The sequence below is a fragment of the Nonomuraea sp. NPDC001699 genome (assembly GCF_053596455.1).
In genome coordinates this window covers 802,782-827,110 of sequence record NZ_JBSFGF010000002.1, presented here as the reverse complement: position 1 = coordinate 827,110, position 24,329 = coordinate 802,782, and the positions used below count along the sequence as shown (strand labels likewise).

Below are 24,329 nucleotides of genomic sequence, written 5' to 3'. Positions count from 1 at the left end.
TCTGCCTCACTTCGTCCGTCTCTCGGAGTAGTTTGACGGACGAGCGGCGGCATTTGTTGGCGTTCAGTCCCACAGATGCACCGGCAGGCCCGACAGGGCCAGCTCCCGGTAGCGCCGCACGAGCCGTTCCCGGTCGCCGCCGAAGCGCGCCAGCGCCTCGCGCTGCCAGACCGCGCCGGTGCGCCGCAGCCGGGTGCGCTGGGCGATGACGTCCAGGGCGGTGTCGGCGTCGTGCGGGGTCACTCCGTGCGCCAGCAGCGCGGCCCGCGCCTCGGGCAGCAGCCTGAGCACCAGGTCGGCGGCCTCGAACTCGCCGTCCAGGCCCGGCCAGGCCAGCTTGGCCTCCAGCCCGTCCTGGGCGGCGCGGTAGAAGTTCTGGTACGCCTCGGCGAACCGGTAGCCGGTCAGGTCCCGCTCGGCCTGCGAGAGCGTCAGCCCCAGCAGGAACGCCGTGTTCGCGGTCATGTCCGCGCACGACGGTCCGGCGGGCAGCGCGCGCATCTCGACCCGCAGGTGCCCGCCGTCGGCCGGGTCGTAGACGGGCCGGTTCCACTGCCAGATCGTGCCCTGGTGCAGCCGCAGCTCGGGCACCTCGTGCGGCTCGGCGCCGTCGGACAGGTCGGGCACGATCGGCTCGTAGTCCTGCACGTACCGCTCGAACAGCTCGTGCGCGCCCTCCCGCACCCAGTCCGAGCCGAACGTGACCCGCCCGTCCCTGCGCCCGCGCCGCTCCACGTCGCGGTCGTCGGCCGCCTCCTCCATCAGCGCGATCCGCGTCTCCGCCCACAGGTCCCTGCCCAGGAAGAACGGCGAGTTGCCGCACGCGGCCAGCACCGGCCCGATGGCGAGCTGGGCGGCGTTGAACAGCCGGGCGAAGCGGTCGGGCGGCGTGCGGATGTGCACCTGCCAGGAGGTGTTGGCGCTCTCCAGGATCACGTCCTCCACCGACAGCTCCAGGTCCTCGATCTTGACGAGGAACGGCTCCAGCCGCAGCCGCCTGATGCCCCTGCTCATGGCCCGGTAGCGGTTCTGGTCGCTCAGCGCGCCGCGGGTGAAGTCCTTCGCGTCCAGCGTGGGCAGGATGCCGATCGGCAGCGCGCCGCCGTCCTCGACGGCGGCGTCCACCTTGGTCACCGTCTCCTGGATCTCGGCCCCCATGCGCTCGAAGGGCGCGCCCGCCAGCGGCGTCGGGGTGAGGTTGACCTCAATGTTGAAGCGGCCCAGTTCGAGCACGACGCGCGGGTCGTCGAGCTGGTCCCGGACCTCGTCGTTGCGCGGCAGCGGCCGTCCTTGCCGGTCGATCAGGAACAGCTCCAGCTCGGCCCCGATCGTGGCCGGCCCCTGCCCGAAGCCGGGGGTTTCGAGCAGCTCGCGAAGCGTGCCGAGTTGCTCCCGGATGCGTTCTCCGAAGCGCGCGTACTCCGCCTCGGAGAACCGCTCCTTGTCCAGATCTCGTCCCATCGCCCCCTTCTGTCCACTACGCAGGTGTCCACACCTCACCAGGCGATCGGTCCGTCATCCTCCAGGTAGGCGCCGGTCGGGCCGTCGGCGTCCAGGGTCGCCAGCCGTACGGCGACGGCCGCCCCCTGCTCGGCGGTGCGGAAGCCGGTGTGCCCGTTGAGGTCGGTGGCGCAGTAGCCGGGGTTGGCGGCGTTCACCTTGATGGAGGTGTCCATCAGCTCCTTGGCGTAGCAGACGGTGATCATGTTGAGCGCGGTCTTGGAGGAGTTGTAGACGGCGAAGTTGAGGTCCCAGAACGGGCCGCCCGGCGTGAGTGCCAGGCTGATCGAGCCCAGCTCGCTGGACATGTTCACGATCCGGCCCGCCGGCGACCTGCGCAGCAGGGGCAGCATGGCGTTGGTCACGGTGACCACGCCGAACACGTTCGTCTCGTAGACGTCCCTGAACGCCTGCGCGCCGGCCGCGCTCGGGACGCCCCCGTCCAGGCCGCCGGCGATCCCGGCGTTGTTGACCAGGATGTCGAGCGAGCCGTACTCGGCCTCGATCCACTTGGCGGCGGCGGCCACGCTCGCCTCGTCGGTCACGTCGATCCGCACGTACGGCAGGCCCAGCCGACCGGCGGCGGCCCGCCCGCGCTCCTCGTCGCGGGCTCCCACGATCGCGGTGATCCCCCGCTCCGACAGCAGCCGCGCGATCTCGTGGCCGATTCCCTTGTTGGCGCCCGTGATGAGGGCAGTCGTCGTCATGGCCCAACGTTCTCCCAGGTCGGAAGGGGTGTGGGAGAGACCCGCGGAAGCTGGGATCAGCGGTACCACCTTCGCGAGCCCGCTCACCTGCCCTCAGGACGGAGGATGGAGGCATGAACCGCGACGAACTGGCCGCATTCCTGCGCAGCAGGCGCGCCCGCGTCACCCCGTCCGACGTGGGGCTGCCGGGCGGCGACCGCCGCCGCACGCCGGGCCTGCGCCGGCAGGAGGTGGCCCAGCTCGCCGGGATGTCGATCGACTACTACATCCGGCTGGAGCAGGGCAGGGGCCCGCACCCGTCGCGCCAGGTGCTCGGCGCGCTGTGCCGGGCGCTCATGCTGGACCAGGACGAGCGCGCCCACCTGTTCCGGCTGGCCGGCCGGCTGCTGGAGACCCCCCGGATCAGGGAGGACGTGCCCGCGGGCATCCTGCACCTGCTCGCCTTCCTGGAGGACGTCCCCGCCTACGTCCTGGACGCCCGCTACGACCTGCGCGCCTGGAACCCGCTCGCCGCCATGCTCATGGGCGACCTGGACTCCCTGCCTCCCGACCGGCGCAACGTGATCCGCTGGGTGTTCATGTCGCCCGGCATCGCCGAGCACCTGTCCGACGAGGAGAAGGGCCGCTTCGCCCGCGCCTCGGTCGCCGACCTGCGCGTGGCCGCCGGGCGCTACCCCGACGACCGGGCGCTCCAGGCGCTGGTGGCCGAGATGCTGGCGCTCAGCCCCGAGTTCGCCGAGCTGTGGGCCGGGCACGAGGTCGCAGGGAGCAGCGCAAGCAGGTCACCCATCCGCTCGTCGGCACGATCGACGCCATCTGCCAGGTGCTGCCGTGGCCCGACCGCGACGACCTCCGGCTGGTGCTCTACACCACCGAACCCGGCTCGCCCTCCCACCGGGCCTTGCGCGACCTGCGGCGACTCACTCTAAGCTCATGAGATGCGAGCGGTTGCCTTTGACGTCTTCGGCGGGGAACTCGACCTGCGCGAGCTGCCCGATCCCACCCCCGCGCCCGGCGGGGCGGTGATCAGGGTCGAGGCGACCGGTCTGTGCCGCTCCGACTGGCACGGCTGGCAGGGGCACGACCCCGACATCACGGTCTTCCCGCACGTGCCCGGCCACGAGCTGGCGGGCGTGATCGAGGCCGTGGGCCCCGACGTGCGCGGCTGGCTGCCGGGGGAGCGGGTCACCGTGCCGTTCGTCTGCGCCTGCGGCACCTGCGCGGCCTGCGCGACGGGCGAGCAGCAGGTGTGCGAGCGGCAGACCCAGCCGGGCTTCACCCACTGGGGCTCCTTCGCCGAGTACGTCGCCGTCGACCACGCCGACGTCAACCTCGTGCCGATCCCCGAGGAGATGGCCTACGCCACCGCCGCCGGGCTCGGCTGCCGCTTCGCCACCGCCTTCCGGGCGGTCGTCCAGGTGGGCGAGGTGCGTCCGGGCGAGTGGGTGTCGGTGCACGGCTGCGGCGGCGTCGGGCTGTCGGCCGTGATGATCGCGGCGGCGTCCGGGGCGCGGGTGGTGGCGGTGGACATCAGCACCGACGCGCTGCAACTGGCCGAGCTGGCCGGGGCCACGCACTTCGTCAACGGCTCGGCGGGTGACACGGCGGCCCAGGTCAGGGAGCTGACCAGGGGCGGCGCGCACGTCTCGCTCGACGCGCTGGGCAGCCCGCGCACGTGCGCGGCCTCGGTCGAGAGCCTGCGCAGGCGGGGGCGGCACGTCCAGGTCGGCCTGCTGCCGGGCGGGCCGACGCCGGTGCCGATGGACCGCGTGATCGGCCACGAGCTGCGGCTGCTGGGCAGCCACGGCATGGCCGCGCACGCCTACCCGCCCATGCTGGAACTGATCAGGGCCGGGATCCTGCACCCCGACCAGCTCGTCACCCGGACCATCGGCCTGGCCGACGCGGGCAAGGCGCTGGCCTCGATCGGCTCGGTCCCGGGCGTGACGATGATCGTGCCCGGCGGCTGACCGCCGGGCCGGGCTCACTCCTCCAGCTGCACGCCGAGCGCCCTGAGCACCAGCGCCAGCATGGAGTAGTGGGCGACGAGGACGACCAGCTCGATCCTGCGCACCTCGTCGTAGCGGTCGCACAGGGCAGCCCAGGTGGCGTCGGTGAGGTCGCCCGCGTAGTGGAGGTCGTCGGCCACCTGTAGCACCAGGCGGTCCTCGACCGGCCAGAGGGCGTCGAGCTGGCGGACCGACTCGATCTCCACGTCCGTCAGGCCCGCCTCGCGGGCGATGCGGGCGTGATGGGTCCACTCGTACGCGCTGCGGCTGTGGAAGGCGGTGCGCAGGATGGCCAGCTCGCGGTCGCGGGCGGGCAGCGTGCCGTTCAGCAGGGCGCCGCCGAAGCGCAGCCAGCCCTCGTAGACCGCGGGGTGCCGGCCCAGCGTCGTGAACACGTTCTGGGGGTTCGCCTGCTGAAAGTCGTCCCATTCCGCGGGAGGCAGGGGCTTCACTCGAGGCTTCATGGCTTGACCATTCCCCAAATGAGCGCCCTCTTGCGGGGGACGGCTTTACCCTCACTTAGGGGGACTTTCCACAGTGCGGGCAATAGGTCAGGATTAAGACGCCCGCAGGACGTTGCAAGCCTGGTCGACCGCAAGGATCCCATGGTGATTCGAACGTTGCTCGCTGAGGACATGCACCTGGTACGAGGGGCGCTTGTGGCGCTGCTGGCCTACGAGGAGGACATCGAGGTCGTCGCCGAGGTCGAGCGGGGCGACCACATCCTGGCCGCCGCCCAGTCGTGCCGTCCGGACGTGGCGGTGCTCGACATCGCCCTGCCGGGCATGGACGGGCTCGCCGCCGCCCGCGAACTGCACGACAAGCTGCCCGGCTGCGGCGTGCTGATCCTGACCGGCGTCGGCACCCCCGGGCTCCTGAAGCAGGCGCTGGAGGTGCACGTACGGGGGTTCATGGCCAAGGACGCGCCGCCGGAGCGGCTGGCCGACGCCATCCGCAGGGTCGCCGACGGCGAGCGGGTCATCGACTCGGAGCTGGCCATCGCCGCCATGCGCCCCGAGGAGCCGCCGCTCACCCCCCGCGAGCTGGACGTGATCGGCGCGGCGGCCGACGGCGCCTCCATCGGGGAGATCGCCGCCTCGCTGTTCCTGGCCGAGGGAACGGTCCGGAACTACCTGTGCCGGACGACGGCCAAGCTGGGCGCGCGCAGCCGCATCGACGCCATCCGCATCGCCCGCGAGTCCGGCTGGATCTGACCTCCTGCCGCCTCCCCTCAGCCGCCCGCCGCCCGGTCAGGGCCGGGTGTGGGCGGCCAGGAAGGCCAGGACGTCGGCGGCGAGCGCGATGGACCGGCTGACGGCGCGGGCACCGTGGCCGACGTCGCGCTCGTGGCGCAGCAGGACGGGACGGGAGCCGTCACCGGCCCACTGCATGGCCGCGCACATCTTGCGGGCGTGCATCGGGTCCACGCGGGTGTCGGCGGCCGAGACCGTGAACAGCGTCGCCGGATAATCCGCGTCCCGGCGGACGTGGTGGTAGGGCGAGTAGGCCAGCAGCCAGGCCAGATGGTCGGGGTCGCAGGGGTCGCCGTACTCGCCGGTCCAGGACGGGCCGAGGCCGCTGCGATGGTAGCGGGCCATGTCCAGCAGGCCGGCCGAGCAGACGGCGGCGGCGAACAGGTCGGGGCGCTGGGTGACGGCCGCGCCGACGAGCAGGCCGCCGTTCGACTCGCCCCAGATGCCGAGCTGTTCCGGGGTCGTCCAGCCGTCGGCGACCAGCTTCTCGGCCGCGGCGACGAAGTCGTCGAAGACGTTCTGCTTGCGTTCCAGCATGCCGTCCCGGTGCCAGGACTCGCCCTCCTCGCCGCCGCCGCGCAGGTTCGCGATGGCCAGCACGCCGCCCGACTCCACCCAGGCCAGCGAGTCGGCCGCGTAGCCGGGCATGAGGGGGATGCCGAAGCCGCCGTACCCGTTGAGTATCGCCGGGCGGGGGCCCGACCCGGAGGAGAGCGCGACCACGACCATGCGCACGCGGGTGCCGTCGGCGGAGGTGTACTCGACGTGGTGGCTCTTCACGTCGGGCAGCGCGACGCGGCCGGGCGGGGCGGCCCACAGGGTGCTGGCGCCGGTCCGGGCGTCGTAGCGCCAGATCTCGGCGGGGGTGACGGCGTCGGTGTAGGTGAACCAGGCCTCGTGGCCGCCCTCGGGGCGGGAAGTGAGCGAGGCGATCGAGCCGCTGCCGGGCAGGGGCACCTCGCCCAGCCGCTCGCCCGTCCTGGCGTCGTGCACGGCGATCTCGCCGACCGCGTGGCGGGTCCTGGAGACCAGCAGGCGGTCGCCGTCCAGCAGGGTGAACGCGCCGAGCACCGCCCGGGGGTCCTCGGGGACCAGCTCGCGCCACACCTCCGGCTCGGCCGGGTCGGCCACGCACAGCCGGCGCCGGGGGGCGTTGCGGTCGGTGAGCAGGTACAGGCGGCCGTCGGGGGCCACCGCGCCCGCCGTGCGCACGTGCGTCCCCTCCTGCACGGCCCACAGCTCCGGCCGCTCGGGGTCGCCCGCGGCCAGGTCCGCCAGCCAGAGCGAGTTGCCGACCGTGCCGCCCGCCGAGATCGTCAGCCAGCGGCCGTCCGCGCTGATCTGCACGCCGTACGAGACCGGCCCGCCGGTCAGGACGGGGACGTCGTCGGGGACGCCGAGCCGGTGCAGGTGCACGCCCTCGTGGAAGCGCACGTAGTAGAAGCCCTCGCCGCCGGGCAGCCAGGCGACCGGCGAGTACCGGCAGCCGCCGATGGGGCCGTCCACGAGCTTGCCGGTGTCGACCTCCTCGACGTACAGGTCGGCCTTCTCGTCGCCGCTGCGCGAGATCTGGTAGGCGACCAGACGGCCCGACGGGTCGGGTTGCCAGTCGTCCAGAGTGGTCAGGCCGGTGGGGTCGCGGTCGGCCGGGTTCAGGAAGGGCCGGTCGTCGCAGTAGAGGACCGGGTGCTCCTGGCAGCCGGTCTGCCGCAGGTGGAAGCACCGGCCGCCGCGCCACACGGGCGGGGTGACCAGGCCCGTGACGCTCAGCTCGGTGAGCCGGGCCAGGAAGCGCTCGCGGTCCGGCAGGCGCGCGGCCGCCTCCCGCCACAGCCGGTCCTGCCCGGCCAGCCACTCCTCGGTACGGGGGTCGAGGGGGTCCTCCAGCCAGCGGTACGGGTCGGGGACGTCGTGCCCGCCGAGGCGGTCGGTGACCGGTTGACGTTCGGCGGGCGGGTACTCGTCTGCAAATGTCATGACACGGGCTCCGGTTGCCAGTGGCCGGCCAGGTCGGCGTACAGGGGCGAGACCCGGATCAGCTCGTCGTGCGTGCCGATCGTGATCCGGGGACCGTCCATGAGCAGGACGCGGCGGGCGCGCAGCGCGGAGGTGAGGCGGTGCGCGACCACGATGAGCGTGCCGCCCCTGGCCGCGAAGGCGTTCTCGGCCAGGGCTTCGGCGGCGGGGTCCAGGTGACAGGTGGCCTCGTCCAGGATGACCAGCGGGGCCTCGGTCAGGTGGGCGCGGACGAGGGCGATGAGCTGCCGCTGCCCGGCCGACAGCGCCGCCGGGTCCAGCGTGGCGTCGTACCCGCCCAGGCTCTCGACCAGCTCTCCGGCGCCCAGGGCGGCCACGGAGCCGTCCAGGTCGCCGGACCCGGGCACGAGATAGGCGAGGTTGTCGCGCAGCGTGCCGCGGAAGACGTACGCCTCCTGCGGGATCAGCACGCGGACGGCGGGGTCGGCCCGGCCGGCGGGGACGCCGCCGATCAGCACCTCCCCCTCGCCGGGCGGCAGGATGCCGCTGAGCAGGGCGGCCAGCGTGGACTTGCCCGCGCCGCTCGGCCCGACGACGGCCAGGTGCTCGCCCTCGGGGACGGCGAGGTCGAGGCGGTCCAGGACGGGCGCGGAGTGCGGCCCGTAGGAGAAGGTGACCGACCGGAGCGCGACGTCGGCGCCGGCCGGGCGGACCCTGGGCGGGGCGGGCGGCGGGGGCGGCGCGGCGGCGGCGATGCGGCGCAGCGTGGCCACGAGCCGCACGCCGCTCACCCCGAGCCCCTGGACGAGCCCGCCGAGCGCGGGTGCCAGCGACTGGGTGACGTAGGCGAGCGCGCCGACGATCACGCCCGGCCCGGCGCCGCCGTCGAGCAGCCACGGGGTGCCGGCGAGCAGCAGGACGACGGGCAGCCAGCCGCCGACGGCCAGCGCGGCGGTGCGCACCGAGGTCACCCTGGCCAGCGCGCGGGCGGCGTCGCGCTGCGCGCCGACCTGGCGGGCCAGCCGCTCGTCCTCGCGGTCGGCCAGGCCGCACGCCTCGATGTCGCGCAGCCCGGTGGCCGTCGCGGTCATCGACCGGGCCAGCTCCTCGTCGGCCAGCAGGAACGCGCGCTGCCGCCGGGCCAGCGCGGGCAGCGAGGCCAGGAAGAACGCCAGCCCGGCCGCGAACGGCGGCAGCACCAGCACGAGCGTGCCCGGCGCCAGCGTCAGCAGCCCCAGCACCACGCTGACCAGCGTGAACGCGAACCCTCTGACCGTGGTGACGACGGCGGCGAAGGCGTCCCTGGCCAGCTCGACCTGGAGCCCGGCCCGTGCCGTGGCCGCGCTGTCGGGCCGCTCGGCGAGCGGGCGGCGCAGCGCTCCCTGCACCACCCGCGTCAGGAGGTCGTCGCGGAACGGCTCGGCCACGGCGGCCACGGCCAGCACCACCTGGCGGGCGCCGACGGCGGAGACCAGCCACGCCAGCCCGAGCGCCGCCAGCCAGGCCAGGCCGGTCAGCGGCCTGGCGCGGGCGAAGCCGTCCTCGATGGCGCGGGCGACCGCGTGCCCGACGAGGAACGCGGGCGCCGCCTCCAGCACCGACCACAGCAGGATCGCGACCAGCCGCCGCGGCTCACGGACGAGCGCCCGCCAGAACCCGGCGGGGGCTCCGGGGATCGAGGGGCCGTCAGGGGCCGCGGGAGCGTCCGGGGCCGGGGTCATGGGGGGCCCTCCTGGAAGACGGCGCGGTAGGCGGGGTCGCGCCACAGGGTGTCGTGGGAGCCGGCGGCGCGCACCCGGCCCTCGTCGAGCCAGACGACCTGGTCGGCGCGGGCGGCGGTGGCCAGGCGGTGGGCGGTGATCAGGCGGGTGCGACCCCGGGGATCACCGGTGAGCGCCCGGCTGACCTCGCGTTCGGTGACGGTGTCCAGGCTGGAGGTGGCGTCGTCGAGCACCAGCACCCGGTCCCCCCGCGCGAACGCCCTGGCCAGGCCGAGCCGCTGCCGCTCGCCGCCGGACATGGGGGTCTCGGCCAGCGGCGTGTCGTAACCGGCGGGCAGGCGGCGGACGAACCCGTCGGCGCGGGCCGCCATGGCGGCCTCCCGTCCGGCCTGGGAGCCGGGGACGGCACCGATCGCCTCGCCGACGGTGTCGCCGACCAGGACCGGGCGCTCGAAGGCGTAGCCGATGGCCGATCGCAGGCCGTCGCGGGTCAGCTCGCGCAGCGGGACGCCGTCGAGCAGCACGTCCCCGCGTTCGGGGTCGGTCAGCCGGCCGGCGAGCGCGGCCAGCAGGGACTTGCCGGAGCCCGACCGTCCCACCACGGCGGTGACCGTGCCGCCGGGGATCGTCAGGTCGCCCACGGTGAGGCCGTTCGCGGCGACGTCCCGGAACTCGACCGTGCCGGGGCCGGACGGGAGCGGGCGCGTGCCGTAGGAGACCGGCGGCAGGGCGAGGACGTCGGCCACCCGGGCGGCGGCGGCCCGCGCCCTGGCCAGGCCGCCGATGTAGCCGAGCGAGGTGCTGAGCGCGGCGCCGAGCGCGGCGTAGCGGGCGGCGGCGTACAGGTCGCCGACGGTGAGCCGCCCGGCGGCCAGCATGACCCCGCCGGCGGCCAGCACGGCGACCTCCAGCAGCGGGATCATGAGCCCCGACCGGACCCCGGCGGCGGCGTTCGCGCGCCACAGGGCCATGCCGTGCGCGCGCAGCCGGGGCAGGGGCGCGAGCACCCGCCGGGCCTCCTGGCCCGCGGTCCCGGCGGCGGCGATGGTGCGGGCGCCGTCGAGCGCGTCCACCAGGCGGGCCGCGATCTCGCCCTGGACCTCCTGGTAGCCGCCGGAGATGACGGTCGTGGCGCGCAGGAAGGCCCGCAGGACGAACACGATGAGGACGATGCCGGCCCCGAGCGTGAGGGTCAGCAGCGGATGGATGAGGGTGAGCGCGACCAGGGCGCCGGCGGTCGGCACCAGCAGGGCCAGGGCGCCGGTGACCGTCTCGGGGGCCCGTCCGGCCTCCTCGGCGTTCAGCCCGGCCCGGGTGACGAGGTCGCCCTCGGGGAAGCGTCGGGTGGCGGCCCGGCCGACGCCGAGCACGTGCCGCAGCACGCCGAGCCGCAGCCGGGCGGCCGCGTACGCGCTGCTCGCCCCTCTGGCCCAGCCGCCGAGGCTCTCGCAGAGCACCACCACGGCGACCACGCCCGCGCACAGCACCAGAGCGGTGGCGGCGCCGGAGGAACGGGCGAGGAGCAGGTCGAGCGTGCGGCCGACGAGGAACGGGACGGCCAGCTCACCGGCCGCGCCGGCGACGGCGGTGACCGCCAGCACGGCGGGCCACGGGCCGCAGCGCCGTACGGCGTCCGCCACCAGGCGGTCTCCCGGTCCCACCTGCCGGCCTCCTTCGGACTCGGGAGGTCCCCGCGCCACCACGAAACGGCGCGGGGACCCTGTCAGCTATCAGTGGCAAAGAGCGACACTGAGGTTGCTCGGGTGGCCCGAGTGACACGTGAGAGCAGTGAGCGAGCTGCCGCCGCTGGCCACGTCGCTGGCCGCGGGAGCCTCCAGACCCTGCAGGTCGAGAAGAACCATGTTCTACACCTCCTTCCACGGTTGATCATGCGCAGGCCGCTCGGGTGCGGCCTCCAGGAACGGCAGGCGTGCCGGCTGGTCTCCCAGCACCGCCCCGAGGGCGAACAGCACGCCGGCCGTTCCGGTCGCGAAATCCATGGACAGGCGCAACAGCCCGTCACCGGGGAAGGCCAGGCCGCCGCCGTACGGCATGGCGTGCCAGCTCAACCCCTTGATCAGCTCGCGGGCCACCGGATCTCCGGCGAGCGCCGCGATGATGCCCGCGCGGCCGGTGAACAGCCCCGGCTGGACGAAGAACCCGGAGCGGGCGACCAGCTTCAGCCGGTCCAGCTCCGCGGCGAGCTCCTCGTCGTCGCGATGCACGAGATGACGTCCGAGCACCAGGGCGATGCCCACGGAGCCCTCGTCCAGGTAGGGCAGCGTCCGCCAGCCCTGGTCCACCTGGAGCGAGCCGTCCTCCGAGGCCCGGCAGCGCCGCAGGTCCTGCCTGAGCGCGATCTCGGCCAGGTCGAGGAGCGCGCGGTCGCCGGTGTGCTCGTAGGCGTGCAGGAAGAGCAGGGCGGAGCCGGACGAGCCGTACATGAGGCCCGCTCTCGGGTTGTCGCCGCCGCTGATCCCGGGCACGTCCTCGGGGCCGCCGAGGCGGTCGGCGCACATGTCCACCGCGCGCATGGCGTGCTCGGCCAGGGCGGGCTCGGTCCGGCCGAGGCGCAGGAGGTTCAGGCCGATGCCGGGCAGGCCGGAGAACAGGGCCGTCTCCAGGCGGTCCCACTGCTCCCGCAGGGCGATGTCGACGACGTCGAGCGCGTCCTGGCGGTGTCCGAGCCGGTCGAGGACGTGGGCGATGCCGTGCAGGCCGTCGTACAGGCCGATCCCGGAGCCGGCGGCGGGGCGCAGGGCGCGTTCGCGCAGCCATTTCTCGTACTCGGGGAAGGGGCCGAGGCCGGTGGCCGACAGGGCGAGCAGGACGCCGGCCGCGCCGGTCGCGATGTTGAGGCCTCCGCCGGGCCTGAACTGGGCGACGTCGCCGGGGAAGAGGCGGTCGTCGCGGCCGGGGGTCGCGGCCGCCCGGATGGCCCGGCACATCGCGTCCCGCAGCTCGGCCCAGGTGGCCGTCCCCGGCATCGGCACGGGGGTCTCGACGGCCTGGTCACCCGCGATGGTCGCGGCGGCGGTGTCCATGAAGGCGGCGGGGACGGGGAAGGTCTCCTTGACGATCCGCGCCAGCTGGACGATCTTCGGCCGGTGTATCGGCAGCATGATCGTGCACTGCGGGGCGAACAGGGCGAACCGCAGGCAGGCCAGCGCGTACCGGTCGACCTCGACGCCGTGGCGGTCGCGCGGCGCGGCGAAGGCGGGGTGGGCCAGCGCGGCCCTGGCCTGGTCCGCGGCGAGGGTGGCGACCTCGTAGTCGATGAGCACGACCCGGTCGTCCTGGGTGATCAGGATGTTGTCGGGGTGCAGGTCGCCGAAGACCACGCCGCGTCCGTGCAGCGACGCGACGGCCTCCTCGACGCTCTCCAGGGTCGTGGTGGCCCAGGCGGTGTACTCGGCGAGGTCCTGGTCGGTGCAGGTGGCGCGGGTCAGCGGGAAGCGGCGCACCAGCCGCCGCTGGAGCGGGGTGCCGTCCACGAACTCCTGCACGAGGAAGTGGTGGCCGCCGATGCTGAAGTAGTCGCGCAGCCCGGGGGCGGCGGGCAGGCCGGCCAGGCGGCGCAGCATGTCGCGCTCGTGCTGGAGCCTGGCGACCGCGTCCCGGCCGGCCACGTCCAGCCCCGCGTGCGGCCTGGCCTCCTTGAGCACCACCCGTTCGTCCGTTCGGGTGTCGCGGGCCAGGTAGACGCCGCCGCCGTTGGAGAAGTGCAGCACGCTCTCGATCCGGTACGGCAGCTCCTCCATGGTCACGGCGTTGCGCGCGGCCAGGTGGGGTTCCAGGAACTCGGGCAGCGTCGTCCAGGGCGGCACCGAGAACGTCGCGCCGCGCACGTCGGGGATCAACCTGCCGTCGCCGTCCTCGACGGCCAGCACCCGCTCCCCGGACGGGGACAGGCAGTGCCGCTCGGCGAACCCGCCGTACCGGACGAACATCGGCCCCTCGCCGTAGCGCAGGTCGCTCAGGATGTACGGCCCCTCGACGCCGCGCAGCAGCTCGTCGAGCTCCTTGAGCACGAGTTCGAGCTGGCCCTCGTCCCGGGGGTAGATGGTGATCAGCTTGCCGCTCGACGCCCGGGAGGCGGCCTTGGAGTTGACCATGACGAGCACGGCCGGGCCGCGCAGGAACTTGAAGGCGACCCCGCGGGGCACGCAGTAGTCCCACACGGTCTGGACGACCTTCTCGGCGTCCTCGACCCGGGCCGACACGTGGATCTTCCAGCCCTGGGTCGGCAGGGGCGCCTCCTGGGTCGGCATGTAGTAGGCCCAGGTGTCACTGAGGTCGTGGGCCCAGCCTTCCGGGACGGGCCGGCGCAGCTGGGGGAAGTCGGCGTCCGCCGCCGTGCTGTGGTCGGGAGTGTCGTAGAAACACTGGTCCACAAGGCAGTAGAGCTCGTACTTGTCCATTTGGCGCGGCCCTCCGAGGCGGTGTGCTTAGAGCCTGCCGCAGCCGCGCCGGGGCGCACTAGTAACACGCAACATAAGTCATATATGGCTATGGAATGCGCTTTGATGTGTTTTTCACAAAAGGTAATTATCTGCGCGGGGCATAAACACTGAAAGAGAACTGCCCGCCGCGCGACGTGGACGCCTCCAGCCAGCCGCCCAGCTCCGAGACGCGTTCGGCCAGGTTGAGCAGGCCCTGACCGGCGTCGCCCGGCCGGCGCGGGGGACGTACGCCATCGTTCCTGATCGACAGGCGGACCACGTTGTCGCGTTCCATGAGCTGGATCCAGCACTGCCCGGCCTCGGCGTGCCGCAGCACGTTCGTCACGCCCTCGCGCAACGCGTGCGTGAGGGCCTCCTCCACGTCAGGGTGCAGATCGCGGCAGGCCACCCTGATCTGGCAGCGCACCCGCGCCGACTCCAGCAGCGCCCGCGCCGAGCTCATCTCGGCCGCCAGCGAGGAGCTGCGCAGGCGTCCGTGCGCGACGGCCCGGACGTCGGCCGACAGCTCCCGCAGCAGGTCGAGCGTCTCGGTCAGCTCCTGCCGGGCCTTCTCGTCACCCTCCGCCACCAGCCGCTGGATGAGCCGCGCCTTGAGCGTCAGGACGGTCAGCCGGTGCCCGACCAGGTCGTGCAGGTCGCGGGTGAAGCGGCGGCGCTCCAGCGTCACGGCCTGGCGCATGACGTCGGTCCGGGCCCCGGCCAACCGGCGCACCTGGGCCAGCAGGCTCAGCAGCGCGAACTCCACGACGCCGACCAGCGGGCAGGCCAGCGCCCACGCCGGCTCGACCTGCCAGGAGGGCGCGGCCAGCAGCACCGGCCCGCACGACAGCGCCAGCACCACCAGCACGACCGACCTGATCCGGGACGCGACCACCAGCAGGGCGCCCGCCAGCAGCCCGCACACCGGCGTCCAGGCCGGCCCGAACACCGCCAGCGGCACGTACGTGAGCCACGCCTGGACGGCCACCAGCCACCACGCACCGGCCCGGCGCGAGGGCTCCTCCAGGACGAACCTGCCGTGCACCGTGAGCAGGACGGCCAGCGCGACCGACCCCTCGACCACCAGCCCGGACCCGGCCAGCCCGGCCTGCACCGGGATCGCCAGCCCGACGCCCCCGGCCACCAGGCCGAGCCCCCCGGCCCAGGACGGCGACGAGAGACTGTGCATCCTGGACCGTAATCGAGGCGTCAGGCCACGGTGTGTCGAGTCCACCTCACCCCCGGTACACGGTTGATGCGTCGGGACAGTACGCGTGGCGAGTGCGCTCACCGCTGCCTCGTTCCTCTAATCGACCTGATCGCGAAGCCCCGTGTAAAGGCCGAGGCCGCTTCCGGACACGCTGACTTCCCACCCCACAACAGGTTAGACAGTTCATATCAGCCATAGGGTGGCGGTATGGAATACATGCGACTTGGCGCGACTGGTATGAAAGTTTCTCGCATCTGTTTGGGGATGATGAGCTACGGCGACCCGGCGCGGCAGGAATGGGCGCTGCCCGAGGAAGAGGCCGAGCCGATCATCCGCCGGGCCGCCGACGCGGGCGTGACGTTCTTCGACACCGCCGACATCTACAGCCGGGGCCAGAGCGAGGTCGTCACCGGCAGCGTGCTGCGCCGGATCTTCCCCCGGCGCGAGGACTACGTGCTGGCCACCAAGGTCTACTTCCCGATGGGCCGGGGCGCCAACGACCGCGGCCTGTCGCGCAAGCACATCCTGTCCGCCGTCGACGCCTCGCTCGACCGGCTCGGCACCGACTACGTGGACCTGTACCAGATCCACCGATGGGACGACGAGACCCCCATCGAGGAGACCATGGAGGCGCTGCACGAGGTCGTCAGGTCGGGCCGGGCCCGCTACATCGGCGCGTCCACGATGTGGGCCTGGCAGTTCGCCAAGGCCCAGCACGTGGCCGAGGCCAACGGCTGGACCAGGTTCGTCTCGATGCAGAACCACCTCAACCTGCTCTACCGGGAGGAGGAGCGCGAGATGCTGCCCCTCTGCGCCGACCAGGGCGTGGGCGTGATCCCGTGGAGCCCGCTCGCGCGCGGCGTGCTGGCCCGGGCGGGCTCGGCGGCCTCCGCGACCGCCAGGACCGGCTCCGACCAGCGCATCGACTTCCTGTACGACCCCGACAACGACCGGCAGATCCTCGACCGGGTCGCCCAGGTCGCCGCCCAGCGGGAGCTGCCGCCGGCCCAGATCGCCCTGGCCTGGCTGCTCAACCGGCCGGGGATCACCGCGCCGATCGTCGGGGCCACCAAGGACCGGCACGTGGACGACGCCGTCGCCGCCGTCGGCCTCACGCTGTCGGACAGGGAGATGGAGTTCCTGGCCGAGCCGTACCGGCCGCGGGAGGTCAAGTTCTGATCACCGGGATTGTCGGTCGGAGATCCTAAGGTAGGGGCATGCGGGCTAATGAGGAGGCGGCGGCGGCGCTGCAGGAATACGCGGAGCTGTTCGCGCTGAGCGGCGGCGACGCCTTCCGGGTGCGGAGCTACCAGAAGGCGGCCAAGGCGATCGCCGGGTTCCCCGAGGACATCTCGGAGGTCGACGTGCGCGGCGTCCCCGGCGTCGGGGAGGCCATCGCCAAGAAGATGGAGGAGTTCCTCCAGCGCGGCAGCTTCCGGCAGCTCGACGACCTGCGGGGCCGGGTGCCCGAGGGCGTGCGGCGGCTCACTCAGGTGCCCACGCTCGGCCCCAAGACGGCCATCATGCTCTTCGAGGACTACGGCATCGACTCCACGGTGGCGCTGGGCGAGGCCATCACCTCCGGCCGGCTCGACGGCGTCAAGGGCCTGGGCCCCAAGACGCTGGCCAACCTGCTCAAGGGCATCGAGCAGCTTGAGCAGGCGGGCCGGCGGGTCCACATCGGCGTCGCCATGGCGCTGGCCGAGCAGGTCATCGGCTCGCTCAAGGCCGAGCGCATCGCGTACGCGGGGTCGCTGCGGCGGATGAAGGACACGATCGGCGACATCGACATCCTGGCGGTGGCGCCCGAGTCGATCATGGCCGACTTCCGCGCGCAGCCCTACGTGGCCGACGTCATCGCCGCCGGCGACAAGAAGACCTCGATCCGCACGACCTCCGGCGTCCAGGTCGACCTGCGCCTGATCCCGGCCGGGTCGTGGGGCGCGGCGATGCAGTACTTCACCGGCTCCAAGGAGCACAACGTGACCATCAGGGAGATGGCGGTGAAGAAGGGCTGGAAGCTGTCCGAGTACGGGCTGTTCGAGGGCGAGCGGGTGATCGCCGCGGAGTCCGAGGAGGACATCTACGAGGCGCTCGGCATGCAGTTCGTGCCGCCGCCGATGCGCGAGGACGGCGGCGAGGTCAAGGCGGCGCTGCGCGGCGAGCTGCCCGTGCTGGTGGAGCTGGCCGACCTCAAGGGCGACCTGCACACCCACACCGACCTCACCGACGGCATCGCCTCGCTGGAGGACATGGTGGCCGCCGGGGCCGCGCGCGGCTACTCCTACTACGCGGTCACCGACCACGCGCCCGACCTGGCCATGCAGCGCATGACGCTGGACAAGGCGCTGGAGCAGCGCGGGCGGGTGGCCGAGCTGCAGAAGAAGTATCCGCACATGCGCATCCTGCACGGGTCGGAGCTCAACATCGCGCCCGACGGCTCGGTCGACTGGCCCGGCGAGGTCCTGCGCGAGTTCGACGTGTGTGTGGCGTCGGTCCACTCGCACTTCGGCATGTCGCGGGAGGAGATGACCCGCCGCTTCATCGCCGCCTGCGAGAACCCGTACGTCGACATCATCGGCCATCCCACCACCCGGAAGATCGGCAAGCGGCCGCCGGTCGAGGCCGACTGGGACGCCGTCTTCCGGGCGGCCGCCCGTACGGGCACCGCGATGGAGATCGACTCCTATCCCGACCGGTCCGACCTGCCGGCCGACCTGGTGCGGCTGGCCAAGCACCACGGGGTGAAGTTCTCCGTCGACAGCGACTCGCACGCGATCCCGCACCTGGCCCACCAGCGGTTCGGGGTCGGGATCGCGCAGCGGGCCTGGCTGACCGGCGACGACGTCATCAACACCTGGCCGCTCGACCGGCTTCTCGCCTTCCTCGGGCGCTAGTCCCGTCCCCGTCCCGCGTCGGAGGGCGGGTCGGGTGCGGCCCGCACCCAGCGCGGGCCGCACCCGAGCCTGGAGGCGGGGGTCCGCCGCGGGCGGTCGCCGCCTTCGTCCTGGAACGGGCGTCCACCCAGATTTCTGCTCTCAAATTCGGACTTAACACCACAAATTAGAACATTTGCCGCATTCTTGCCGCGCCGCGCGCAGATCATCCCGCTTCGCTAGCTTGGACGGCGATGAAGGACAACCATCCCCCGGCCCGGCCCACCGAACGGGCATCCGGGACGAAGAGCAGGCGGCGCTGGTGGCGCATTCTCGTCGCCGTACCGGCCTCGTTGCTGCTGGCCGCCGTCGGCGGGGTCGCGCTGGCCTACCCCTCGCTCGCCGCCACCACCTGCCCCGGCTGCTACGGCCTGACCGAGCTGCACCCGCGCGTCTACACCGAGGACGGCCTGACCCCCGCCCAGCGCACCCGCGTCGGCGAGGTGGCCGAGCAGGCCGCCCGCCGGGTCACCGGCTTCTACGGCACTCGCCTCAGCTCCCCCGGCCTGCTCGTCTGCCTGACCGACACCTGCTACCGGCGCATCGGCGGCGGCCAGGAGCGCGGCGTCGCGGTGCTCAACCGGTCGGTCATGCTCTCGCCGCGCGGCCTCGACCCGGTGATCGCCTCGCACGAGCTGTCCCATGTCGAGCTGCACGCCAGGCTCGCCTCCTCCGCCGCCGTCCCGCAGTGGTTCGACGAGGGGCTGGCGGTGGTGGTCTCGGGCGACCCGCGCTACCTGGCCCCGGAGTCCGCGCCGGACCGCTGCCTGGTGGCGCCGTCCGGGCCGCTGCCGGTGACGCTGGAGGAGTGGCTGCGGACCGCGAGCGCGGACCCCGCCACGTACGCCAGGTCGGCCTGCCAGGTGAGCCGCTGGCTGCGGGAGAACGACGGCCGCACCGGACTGCTCGGCCTGGTGGCCCGGCTCAACGCCGGCGAGCCCTTCTCCACCCTCGTCCGGACGCCCTGACGAACCACCCCGAAAGGCACGGTTGCCGCACCCACGCCGTTGGGTAGGTCTCGTCACGGCTGGAACGGTCCCAGATCCGGGACAGGATTCGGCAAGCACTCGCACGCGGAGACAGCGCGAGGAGATTAAATGGTTTCCAGGTAGGAAATACGTCTTGCGAGAGGTGGCTCCCATGAGGCAAGTCGCGGCGACGATCGTCAAGCCGCTCCCCGACCACCTGTTCCTGGTCCACGACGGGAACGCGGAGATGCGATGGGAGGCGATGTCCGGGGTCGGCTACCACACGCCGAACGACCGCTTCTTCGTCAGGAACCACACCTCCACGCCGCTGATCGACGCCGCCGCCTGGCAGCTCCACCTGCACGGCGCCGGGCTTCGCGCGCCGCGCGCCTTCACCTACGACGAGCTGCTGTCGATGCCCTCGCGCACCCACGACGTCGCCATCGAGTGCGCCGGCAACGGCCGCGCGTTCTACGGCACCCAGCAGGGCGACCCCGCGCCCGGCGCCCAGTGGGGGCTGGGCGCGGTCGGCGTGGCGAGGTGGCGGGGCGTGCCGCTGCGCCACCTGCTCGCCGAGGCCGGGCTGCGTCCCGAGGCCGTGGACGTGCTCCCCACCGGCCTCGACGCGCCCTTCGAGCACCACGGCCACGTCCGCCGTCCGCTGCCCGTGGCCAAGGCCGTGGACGACGTGCTGGTGGCGTACGAGATGAACGGCCGGCCACTGCCTCCCGACCACGGGTTCCCGGCGCGGCTGGTGGTGCCGGGGTGGGTGGGCATCGCCTCCATCAAGTGGCTGGGGGACATCGAAGTCTCCACGAGCAAGCTGTTCACGCCGTGGAACACGGTCTTCTACCGGGACGTGGCGGCGCAGCCCGTGAAGAGCGCCTTCGAGCTGCCCTGGGACGCCCGGCTGCCGATCCGCGGCCCGCACGCCTGGCGTGGCCGTCCGGGGCCGCACGTGCTGCGCGGCCGGTCGTGGTCGGGGCGCGGCCGGATCGTCAAGGTCGAGGTCAGCTTCGACGGCGGCCGGACCTGGCACCTGGCCGAGCACCACGGTCCGCACCTGGTCGGGGCGTGGTTGCCGTGGCACGTCCAGTGGGCGCCGAAGCACCTCGGGCCCGCCGTGCTGATGGCCAGGGCCACCGACGAGACCGGCGCCACCCAGCCCCTGCGCACGCCCAAGCACCCCTTCGGCTACTCCTTCGACGCGGTCGTGCGTCATCCCGTGCAGGTGGTCAACGGATAGGTAAGTGTCACGAACGCGGCTGAGCTGGCCCTTCACGAAAAGGTGGTCCGGAGGTGTGCATTTCATCTGAAAGACTCTCGCGGAAACGTTACGGAAATGACACCGTGCGAGGCTTTCGCACACGACGAAGAAGGGAGAGCAGATGCGCCAGCTGACCCCGTTGGACGCCCAGTTCCTCCATGTCGAGTCCGAGACCACCGCGGCGCACGTCGCCGGGCTGGCGGTCCTCGACCCGGCCGGCGGCGCGGTGGACCGGGACGCGCTGGCCCAGCTGCTGCTGGACCGCGTCCACCTCTCCCCCGCGCTCAGCCTGCGCCTGGTCGAGGTGCCGTTCGGGCTCGACCGTCCCTACTGGTGCGCCGATCCGGCCTTCGACCTGGGCAACCACCTGTTCGAGACGACGCTGCCCGCGCCCGGCGACGACGCCGCGCTGGCCGAGGCGGTGGCCGCGATCCACGAGCGCAGGCTCGACCGGTCGCGTCCGCTGTGGGAGATGCACCTGATCAAGGGTCTGGCGGGCGGCCGGGTCGCGGTCTACACGAAGGTGCACCACGCCGCCATCGACGGTGTGTCGGGCGCGGAGACCCTGGCGACCCTGCTCGACCTGACCCCGGAGGGGACCCGGGAACGACGGCCGCGTCCGGCGGCGCCGCGGCAGGACGCGCCGGGCCTGATGGAGATGCTGGCCGGCGCCGCCGTGCGATCGGTCACCCATCCGGTGCGGGCGGCCCGCTCGGCGGTCAGGGCCGCGGGCGACCTCGACGCGATCCCGCTGGCCGGCGCGCTGCCCGGCGCGAGGGCGATCGCCAGGGCCGCCCGGCTGGTTGCCGGCGACCAGAAGGAGCGGCCCGAGCTGCCGGGCCTGACCGCGCCGCGCACGCCGTTCAACGGGCCGATCAGCGGGCGGCGGGAGCTGTCGTTCGGGTCGGTGCCGCTGAAGGAGGTCAAGAAGGTCGCCAAGGCCAACGGCATCAGCGTCAACGACGTGGTGATGGCGCTGTGCGCCTCGGCGCTGCGCTCGTGGCTGGACGAGCGGGACGCGCTGCCGGAGGAGCCGCTGGTGGTGGCCGTGCCCGTGGCGGTGCGCACGGGCGGCGCCAAGGACGTGGTCGGGAACCAGATCGCGGCCATGGTGGCGCCGATGCCGACGAACGTCCCCGACGCCGGGGAGCGGCTGCGGGCGGTCGGCGAGACCATGAACAGGGCCAAGCGGCGCTTCGCGCTCGCGCCGCCGAGCTGGCTCGGCGAGCTGTGCTCGCTGCTGCCCGCGCCGGTCACCAGCCTGGCCACCCCGGCGATCTTCCGGCTGGCCGGCTCGGCGTTCCCGCCGATCAACCTGATCATCAGCAACGTGCCGGGCCCGCAGTTCCCGCTCTACATGTGCGGCGGCCGGGTGCTGGCCTACTACCCGCTGTCGGTGCTGACCGACCTGTCCGGCGGCGTGAACATCACCTGCTTCTCCTACGACGGCATGCTCGACTTCGGCATCGTGGCCTGCCCCGATCGGGCGGACGACGTGTGGGGCCTGCTCGGCCACCTGCGCGACGCCCTCGACGAGCTGCTAGCCGAGTGCGTGGGCGATGAGTTCGGCGACGGCGTCGGGGTCGATCTGGTGACCGGTTAGCTGGCAGAGGTTCTCCTGGTAGAGCAGCACGGCGGCGAACGTCGCCGCGGCCACCTCCAGCCGCGCCGCGTCGCCGCGCGTGCCGGGCAGCGCGAGCTCCAGCGCGAACCTGGCCCTGCTGATCAGCTCGCCGTTGAGCCTGCCGAGCCGCTCCTTGACCGAGCCGTGCGTGTCGGCCTCGCGGAACAGGATGCGCCGCATCGCCGGTGAGGCCCGCAGCGGCAGCCCGCGCGCCAGCCGGGCGAGCGTGCCGGCCGGGTCGCCGGGCACGGCGTCGACCTCGCGGCCCTCCTCGACCAGGGTGCGCTCGTCGACCAGGGCGACGAGTACGTCGATCTTCCGCGGGAAGTAGTGGAAGATCAGGCCTTTGGGGACTCTCGCGAGCCTGGCTATCACCGCGGTCGGAGTGGCCTCGTAGCCGCCGCCCGCGAACAGTTCCTCGGCCGCGTCCAGGATGCGCGTGCGCGCGTCACCGATCGACACAGCTCGCACCCTAACGCCACCTGCGACTTCGTCGCCATCCCGCCGGGGCGAGAGCCTGCTGCCCTTGGACCGTCATGTAGCATATGAGACGTAAATGTCTCATATTCGACGGAGTTGTCTCATGGTGGTGAGCCGGGAGCAGATCATGACCGCGGCGATCCAGCACCTCAACGAACATCCGGCCGCCTCGATGGCCCAGCTCGCCGAGGCGGTGGGGATCAGCAGGGCCACGCTCCACCGGCAGTTCAGCAGCCGCGAGGAGCTGATGACGGCGCTCGGCCACCGCGCGCACGACCGGTGGCACGACCTCCAGGTGCGCGCGGACGTCAGGTCCGCCGCCGCCTCCGACGACCCCCACCTGATCCGGCAGGCCCTGGAGGCCCTGCTGGAGGGCTGGATCGACGTGGCCGACGACTACGGCTTCGGCCTGACCGACTACGCGATGGCCGTGCACCCGGAGCTGCTGCGCCGCGCGGACGAGCTGGAGGAGCACGAGATCGCGCTCTTCGCCGCCGCCCAGCGGGCCGGCCTGCTGCGCGCGGACCTGCCCGCCCGCTGGATCAGCAACACGGTCTACGGCCTGCTCGTGGCCGTCCGGGAGAGCCTGCGCCGCGGCGACGTCGCCCGCAGGGACGTGCCCAGGCTGCTGCGCGAGACGTTCCTGGCCGGCGCGGGCGCCGGGGGGTGGTCGTGATGACGGCCACCGGCGTCCCGGCGCGCAGGCGGTGGGCGGGCCTGGCCGTGTTGTCGGCCAGCGTGCTGCTCGTGGTCATGGACATGACCGTGCTCAACGTCGCCCTGCCCGCGATCACCGAGGACCTGCGGCCGACCTCGGTCGAGCTGCTGTGGATGGTGGACGCGTACTCACTGGTGCTGGCCGGCCTGCTGGTCACGGCGAGCGCGCTGGGCGACCGGTGGGGGCGCAAGCGCATGCTGCTGGCCGGGTTCGCCGTGTTCGGGCTGGCCTCGACGGCGGTCCTGGCGGCCGACTCGGCCGCCGAGGTGATCGCCGTACGGGCGCTGCTCGGCGTGGGCGGCGCGATGATCATGCCGTCCACGCTGTCCATGATCCGGAACCTGTTCACCGACCCGGGCGAGCGGGCCAGGGCGCTCGGCGTCTGGTCGGCGATGGCGGCGATGGGCGCGGCGCTCGGCCCGATCCTGGGCGGGTTCCTGCTGGAGCACTTCGCCTGGCAGTCGGCGTTCCTGGTGAACGTGCCCGTCATGGCGGTGGCCGTGGTCGCCGGGCTGCTCCTGCTGCCGGAGACGCGCAACCCCCGGCCGGGCCGGTGGGACGCGCTGGGCACCGTCCTGTCGATGGCGGGCATGGCCGCGCTGCTGTACGCGGTCAAGACGTTCGGCAAGGACGGCCTGACCTCGCCCGCCGCCCTGGCCGCCACCGCGGTCGCGGCGGTCGCGCTGGGCTGGTTCGTGGTGCGGTGCCTGCACAGGCCCGATCCGCTGCTGGAGATCAGGCTGTTCCGCAGCGGGCCGTTCTCGGCGGGCGTGGTGACGGCGCTGACCACGTCGATCGCGATGGCCGCCGTGCTGCTGCTGCTCGCGCAGTGGATGCAGCTCGTCCAGGGGTACGCGCCGCTGGAGACGGGCGTGCGGCTGCTGCCCGCCGCGCTGGCCGCGCTGATCGCCTCGCCGCTCGCGCCGGTCCTGGCCGAGCGCGTCGGCGCCCGCCCGGTGCTGACGGGCGGGCTCGCGGTGACGGGGCTGGGGTTCCTGCTGCTGGCCCTGGCGCCGCACCCGCTGGGCTACTGGCCGGTCGCCGTCGCGCTGGCGCTGATCGGCGCGGGCAACGGCGCGCTGGCCATCGCCTCCGCGGTGATCATGGCCGGTTCGCCGCCGGAGAAGTCGGGCAGCGCGGCGGCCATCGAGGAGACCAGCTACGAGGTGGGCGCCGCGCTCGGCGTGGCCGTGCTGGGCAGCGTGGCCGCCGTGGTCTACCGGGACGGGCTGAACTACGGCGGCCCGGCCGCGGGCGCGGCGCGCGAGTCGCTGGGCGGCGCGCTCGACGTGGCCGCCGAGCTGGGGGCTCAGGGGGCGCGGCTGGTGGAGACGGCCAGGACGGCCTTCACCGACTCGCTGGCCCTGACCTCCGGGGCGGGGGCGGCGCTGATGCTGATCGGCGCGCTGGTGGTCTGGCTGCTCACCCCGCGCGCCCTCGACCTGGCCTCCGTGGAGCACTGACGTCAGGTCCGCGACCAGGCACGGACGTGACCGGGGCGCCGTCCGTGCCTCTTC

The 24,329-nt window shown here is 73.3% G+C and carries 19 protein-coding genes and 1 pseudogene; 10 read left to right on the top strand and 10 right to left on the bottom strand.

Going from position 1 to position 24,329, the window contains the following annotated elements; all coding sequences use genetic code 11:
• Positions 1-63: 63 nt before the first annotated feature.
• Both ACWCSU_RS09295 and ACWCSU_RS09290 read right to left on the bottom strand, forming a co-directional pair.
• Positions 64-1,461: a glutamate--cysteine ligase gene (locus tag ACWCSU_RS09295; RefSeq protein WP_357701008.1), complete on the bottom strand. Its 1,398-nt coding sequence runs from the start codon at positions 1,459-1,461 to the stop codon at positions 64-66.
• 35 nt (positions 1,462-1,496) lie between these two features.
• Entirely contained in the window at positions 1,497-2,207 is a 711-nt protein-coding gene (locus tag ACWCSU_RS09290) for an SDR family oxidoreductase (protein WP_357701010.1), read from the bottom strand.
• A 113-nt stretch (positions 2,208-2,320) separates the two neighbouring features.
• On the opposite strand from ACWCSU_RS09290, the pseudogene ACWCSU_RS09285 reads away from it, so the two are divergent.
• Positions 2,321-3,144, top strand: a pseudogene (locus ACWCSU_RS09285) (helix-turn-helix transcriptional regulator).
• Position 3,145: 1 nt separating this feature from the next.
• Positions 3,146-4,177 (top strand): zinc-dependent alcohol dehydrogenase family protein, encoded by a 1,032-nt coding sequence (locus ACWCSU_RS09280; RefSeq protein ID WP_449934653.1) that lies wholly within the window; start codon positions 3,146-3,148, stop codon positions 4,175-4,177.
• A 14-nt stretch (positions 4,178-4,191) separates the two neighbouring features.
• Here ACWCSU_RS09280 and ACWCSU_RS09275 read toward each other — a convergent pair whose 3' ends face one another.
• The gene (locus ACWCSU_RS09275; protein ID WP_357701016.1) at positions 4,192-4,680 is read right to left on the bottom strand and encodes a carboxymuconolactone decarboxylase family protein; all 489 of its coding nucleotides are present in this window, start codon (positions 4,678-4,680) and stop codon (positions 4,192-4,194) included.
• Between the two features lie 141 nt (positions 4,681-4,821).
• On the opposite strand from ACWCSU_RS09275, the gene ACWCSU_RS09270 reads away from it, so the two are divergent.
• On the top strand, positions 4,822-5,430 hold the full coding sequence (locus ACWCSU_RS09270; RefSeq protein ID WP_357701018.1) for a response regulator transcription factor: 609 nt from the start codon (positions 4,822-4,824) through the stop codon (positions 5,428-5,430).
• 36 nt (positions 5,431-5,466) lie between these two features.
• On the opposite strand, the gene ACWCSU_RS09265 is transcribed toward ACWCSU_RS09270, so the two are convergent.
• From ACWCSU_RS09265 to ACWCSU_RS09240, 6 genes are all read right to left on the bottom strand, one after another.
• On the bottom strand, positions 5,467-7,446 hold the full coding sequence (locus ACWCSU_RS09265; RefSeq protein ID WP_449934651.1) for a prolyl oligopeptidase family serine peptidase: 1,980 nt from the start codon (positions 7,444-7,446) through the stop codon (positions 5,467-5,469).
• A complete protein-coding gene (locus ACWCSU_RS09260) occupies positions 7,443-9,167 on the bottom strand; it encodes an ATP-binding cassette domain-containing protein (protein WP_449934650.1) in 1,725 nt (574 codons plus the stop codon). The genes ACWCSU_RS09265 and ACWCSU_RS09260 overlap by 4 nt, the downstream gene beginning before the upstream one ends.
• The gene (locus ACWCSU_RS09255; protein WP_449934648.1) at positions 9,164-10,828 is read right to left on the bottom strand and encodes an ABC transporter ATP-binding protein; all 1,665 of its coding nucleotides are present in this window, start codon (positions 10,826-10,828) and stop codon (positions 9,164-9,166) included. The genes ACWCSU_RS09260 and ACWCSU_RS09255 overlap by 4 nt, the downstream gene beginning before the upstream one ends.
• Positions 10,829-10,897: 69 nt before the next feature.
• Entirely contained in the window at positions 10,898-11,029 is a 132-nt protein-coding gene (locus tag ACWCSU_RS09250; protein WP_352327332.1) for a SapB/AmfS family lanthipeptide, read from the bottom strand.
• Between the two features lie 3 nt (positions 11,030-11,032).
• Positions 11,033-13,588, bottom strand: a complete 2,556-nt coding sequence (lanKC, locus tag ACWCSU_RS09245; RefSeq protein ID WP_449934646.1) for a class III lanthionine synthetase LanKC — start codon at positions 13,586-13,588, stop codon at positions 11,033-11,035.
• Positions 13,589-13,715: 127 nt separating this feature from the next.
• Positions 13,716-14,798 (bottom strand): sensor histidine kinase, encoded by a 1,083-nt coding sequence (locus tag ACWCSU_RS09240; protein ID WP_357701028.1) that lies wholly within the window; start codon positions 14,796-14,798, stop codon positions 13,716-13,718.
• A 228-nt stretch (positions 14,799-15,026) separates the two neighbouring features.
• On the opposite strand from ACWCSU_RS09240, the gene ACWCSU_RS09235 reads away from it, so the two are divergent.
• From ACWCSU_RS09235 to ACWCSU_RS09215, 5 genes are all read left to right on the top strand, one after another.
• On the top strand, positions 15,027-15,998 hold the full coding sequence (locus ACWCSU_RS09235) for an aldo/keto reductase (RefSeq protein WP_449934645.1): 972 nt from the start codon (positions 15,027-15,029) through the stop codon (positions 15,996-15,998).
• A 38-nt stretch (positions 15,999-16,036) separates the two neighbouring features.
• Positions 16,037-17,716 (top strand): DNA polymerase/3'-5' exonuclease PolX, encoded by a 1,680-nt coding sequence (polX, locus tag ACWCSU_RS09230; protein WP_449934644.1) that lies wholly within the window; start codon positions 16,037-16,039, stop codon positions 17,714-17,716.
• 233 nt (positions 17,717-17,949) lie between these two features.
• Entirely contained in the window at positions 17,950-18,723 is a 774-nt protein-coding gene (locus ACWCSU_RS09225; protein WP_449934642.1) for a hypothetical protein, read from the top strand.
• Positions 18,724-18,895: 172 nt separating this feature from the next.
• Positions 18,896-19,969, top strand: coding sequence for a sulfite oxidase (locus tag ACWCSU_RS09220; protein WP_449934640.1), 1,074 nt, complete (start codon positions 18,896-18,898; stop codon positions 19,967-19,969).
• Positions 19,970-20,111: 142 nt separating this feature from the next.
• Positions 20,112-21,593, top strand: a complete 1,482-nt coding sequence (locus tag ACWCSU_RS09215; protein ID WP_449934638.1) for a WS/DGAT/MGAT family O-acyltransferase — start codon at positions 20,112-20,114, stop codon at positions 21,591-21,593.
• On the opposite strand, the gene ACWCSU_RS09210 is transcribed toward ACWCSU_RS09215, so the two are convergent.
• Positions 21,531-22,076, bottom strand: coding sequence for a TetR/AcrR family transcriptional regulator (locus ACWCSU_RS09210; protein ID WP_357701039.1), 546 nt, complete (start codon positions 22,074-22,076; stop codon positions 21,531-21,533). The genes ACWCSU_RS09215 and ACWCSU_RS09210 overlap by 63 nt on opposite strands.
• Positions 22,077-22,197: 121 nt before the next feature.
• Between ACWCSU_RS09210 and ACWCSU_RS09205 the strand changes: the two genes are divergently transcribed.
• Together ACWCSU_RS09205 and ACWCSU_RS09200 are read left to right on the top strand one after the other, a co-directional pair.
• Entirely contained in the window at positions 22,198-22,770 is a 573-nt protein-coding gene (locus ACWCSU_RS09205) for a TetR/AcrR family transcriptional regulator (RefSeq protein ID WP_449934636.1), read from the top strand.
• Complete coding sequence (locus ACWCSU_RS09200; protein WP_449934634.1) at positions 22,770-24,275, top strand: MFS transporter; 1,506 nt, start codon at positions 22,770-22,772, stop codon at positions 24,273-24,275. Before ACWCSU_RS09205 ends, ACWCSU_RS09200 begins: the two co-directional genes overlap by 1 nt.
• Positions 24,276-24,329 lie beyond the last annotated feature (54 nt).

Coding starts and splice junctions, on each gene's coding strand:
- ACWCSU_RS09200 (WP_449934634.1), top strand. CDS start 22,770: ATGACGGCCACCGGCGTCCCGGCGCGCAGGCGGTGGGCGGGCCTGGCC.
- ACWCSU_RS09215 (WP_449934638.1), top strand. CDS start 20,112: ATGCGCCAGCTGACCCCGTTGGACGCCCAGTTCCTCCATGTCGAGTCC.
- ACWCSU_RS09270 (WP_357701018.1), top strand. CDS start 4,822: ATGGTGATTCGAACGTTGCTCGCTGAGGACATGCACCTGGTACGAGGG.
- ACWCSU_RS09280 (WP_449934653.1), top strand. CDS start 3,146: ATGCGAGCGGTTGCCTTTGACGTCTTCGGCGGGGAACTCGACCTGCGC.
- ACWCSU_RS09265 (WP_449934651.1), bottom strand. CDS start 7,446: ATGACATTTGCAGACGAGTACCCGCCCGCCGAACGTCAACCGGTCACC.
- ACWCSU_RS09225 (WP_449934642.1), top strand. CDS start 17,950: ATGAAGGACAACCATCCCCCGGCCCGGCCCACCGAACGGGCATCCGGG.
- ACWCSU_RS09235 (WP_449934645.1), top strand. CDS start 15,027: ATGGAATACATGCGACTTGGCGCGACTGGTATGAAAGTTTCTCGCATC.
- ACWCSU_RS09295 (WP_357701008.1), bottom strand. CDS start 1,461: ATGGGACGAGATCTGGACAAGGAGCGGTTCTCCGAGGCGGAGTACGCG.
- polX (WP_449934644.1), top strand. CDS start 16,037: ATGCGGGCTAATGAGGAGGCGGCGGCGGCGCTGCAGGAATACGCGGAG.
- ACWCSU_RS09260 (WP_449934650.1), bottom strand. CDS start 9,167: ATGACCCCGGCCCCGGACGCTCCCGCGGCCCCTGACGGCCCCTCGATC.
- ACWCSU_RS09250 (WP_352327332.1), bottom strand. CDS start 11,029: ATGGTTCTTCTCGACCTGCAGGGTCTGGAGGCTCCCGCGGCCAGCGAC.
- lanKC (WP_449934646.1), bottom strand. CDS start 13,588: ATGGACAAGTACGAGCTCTACTGCCTTGTGGACCAGTGTTTCTACGAC.
- ACWCSU_RS09290 (WP_357701010.1), bottom strand. CDS start 2,207: ATGACGACGACTGCCCTCATCACGGGCGCCAACAAGGGAATCGGCCAC.
- ACWCSU_RS09220 (WP_449934640.1), top strand. CDS start 18,896: ATGAGGCAAGTCGCGGCGACGATCGTCAAGCCGCTCCCCGACCACCTG.
- ACWCSU_RS09275 (WP_357701016.1), bottom strand. CDS start 4,680: ATGAAGCCTCGAGTGAAGCCCCTGCCTCCCGCGGAATGGGACGACTTT.
- ACWCSU_RS09205 (WP_449934636.1), top strand. CDS start 22,198: ATGGTGGTGAGCCGGGAGCAGATCATGACCGCGGCGATCCAGCACCTC.
- ACWCSU_RS09240 (WP_357701028.1), bottom strand. CDS start 14,798: ATGCACAGTCTCTCGTCGCCGTCCTGGGCCGGGGGGCTCGGCCTGGTG.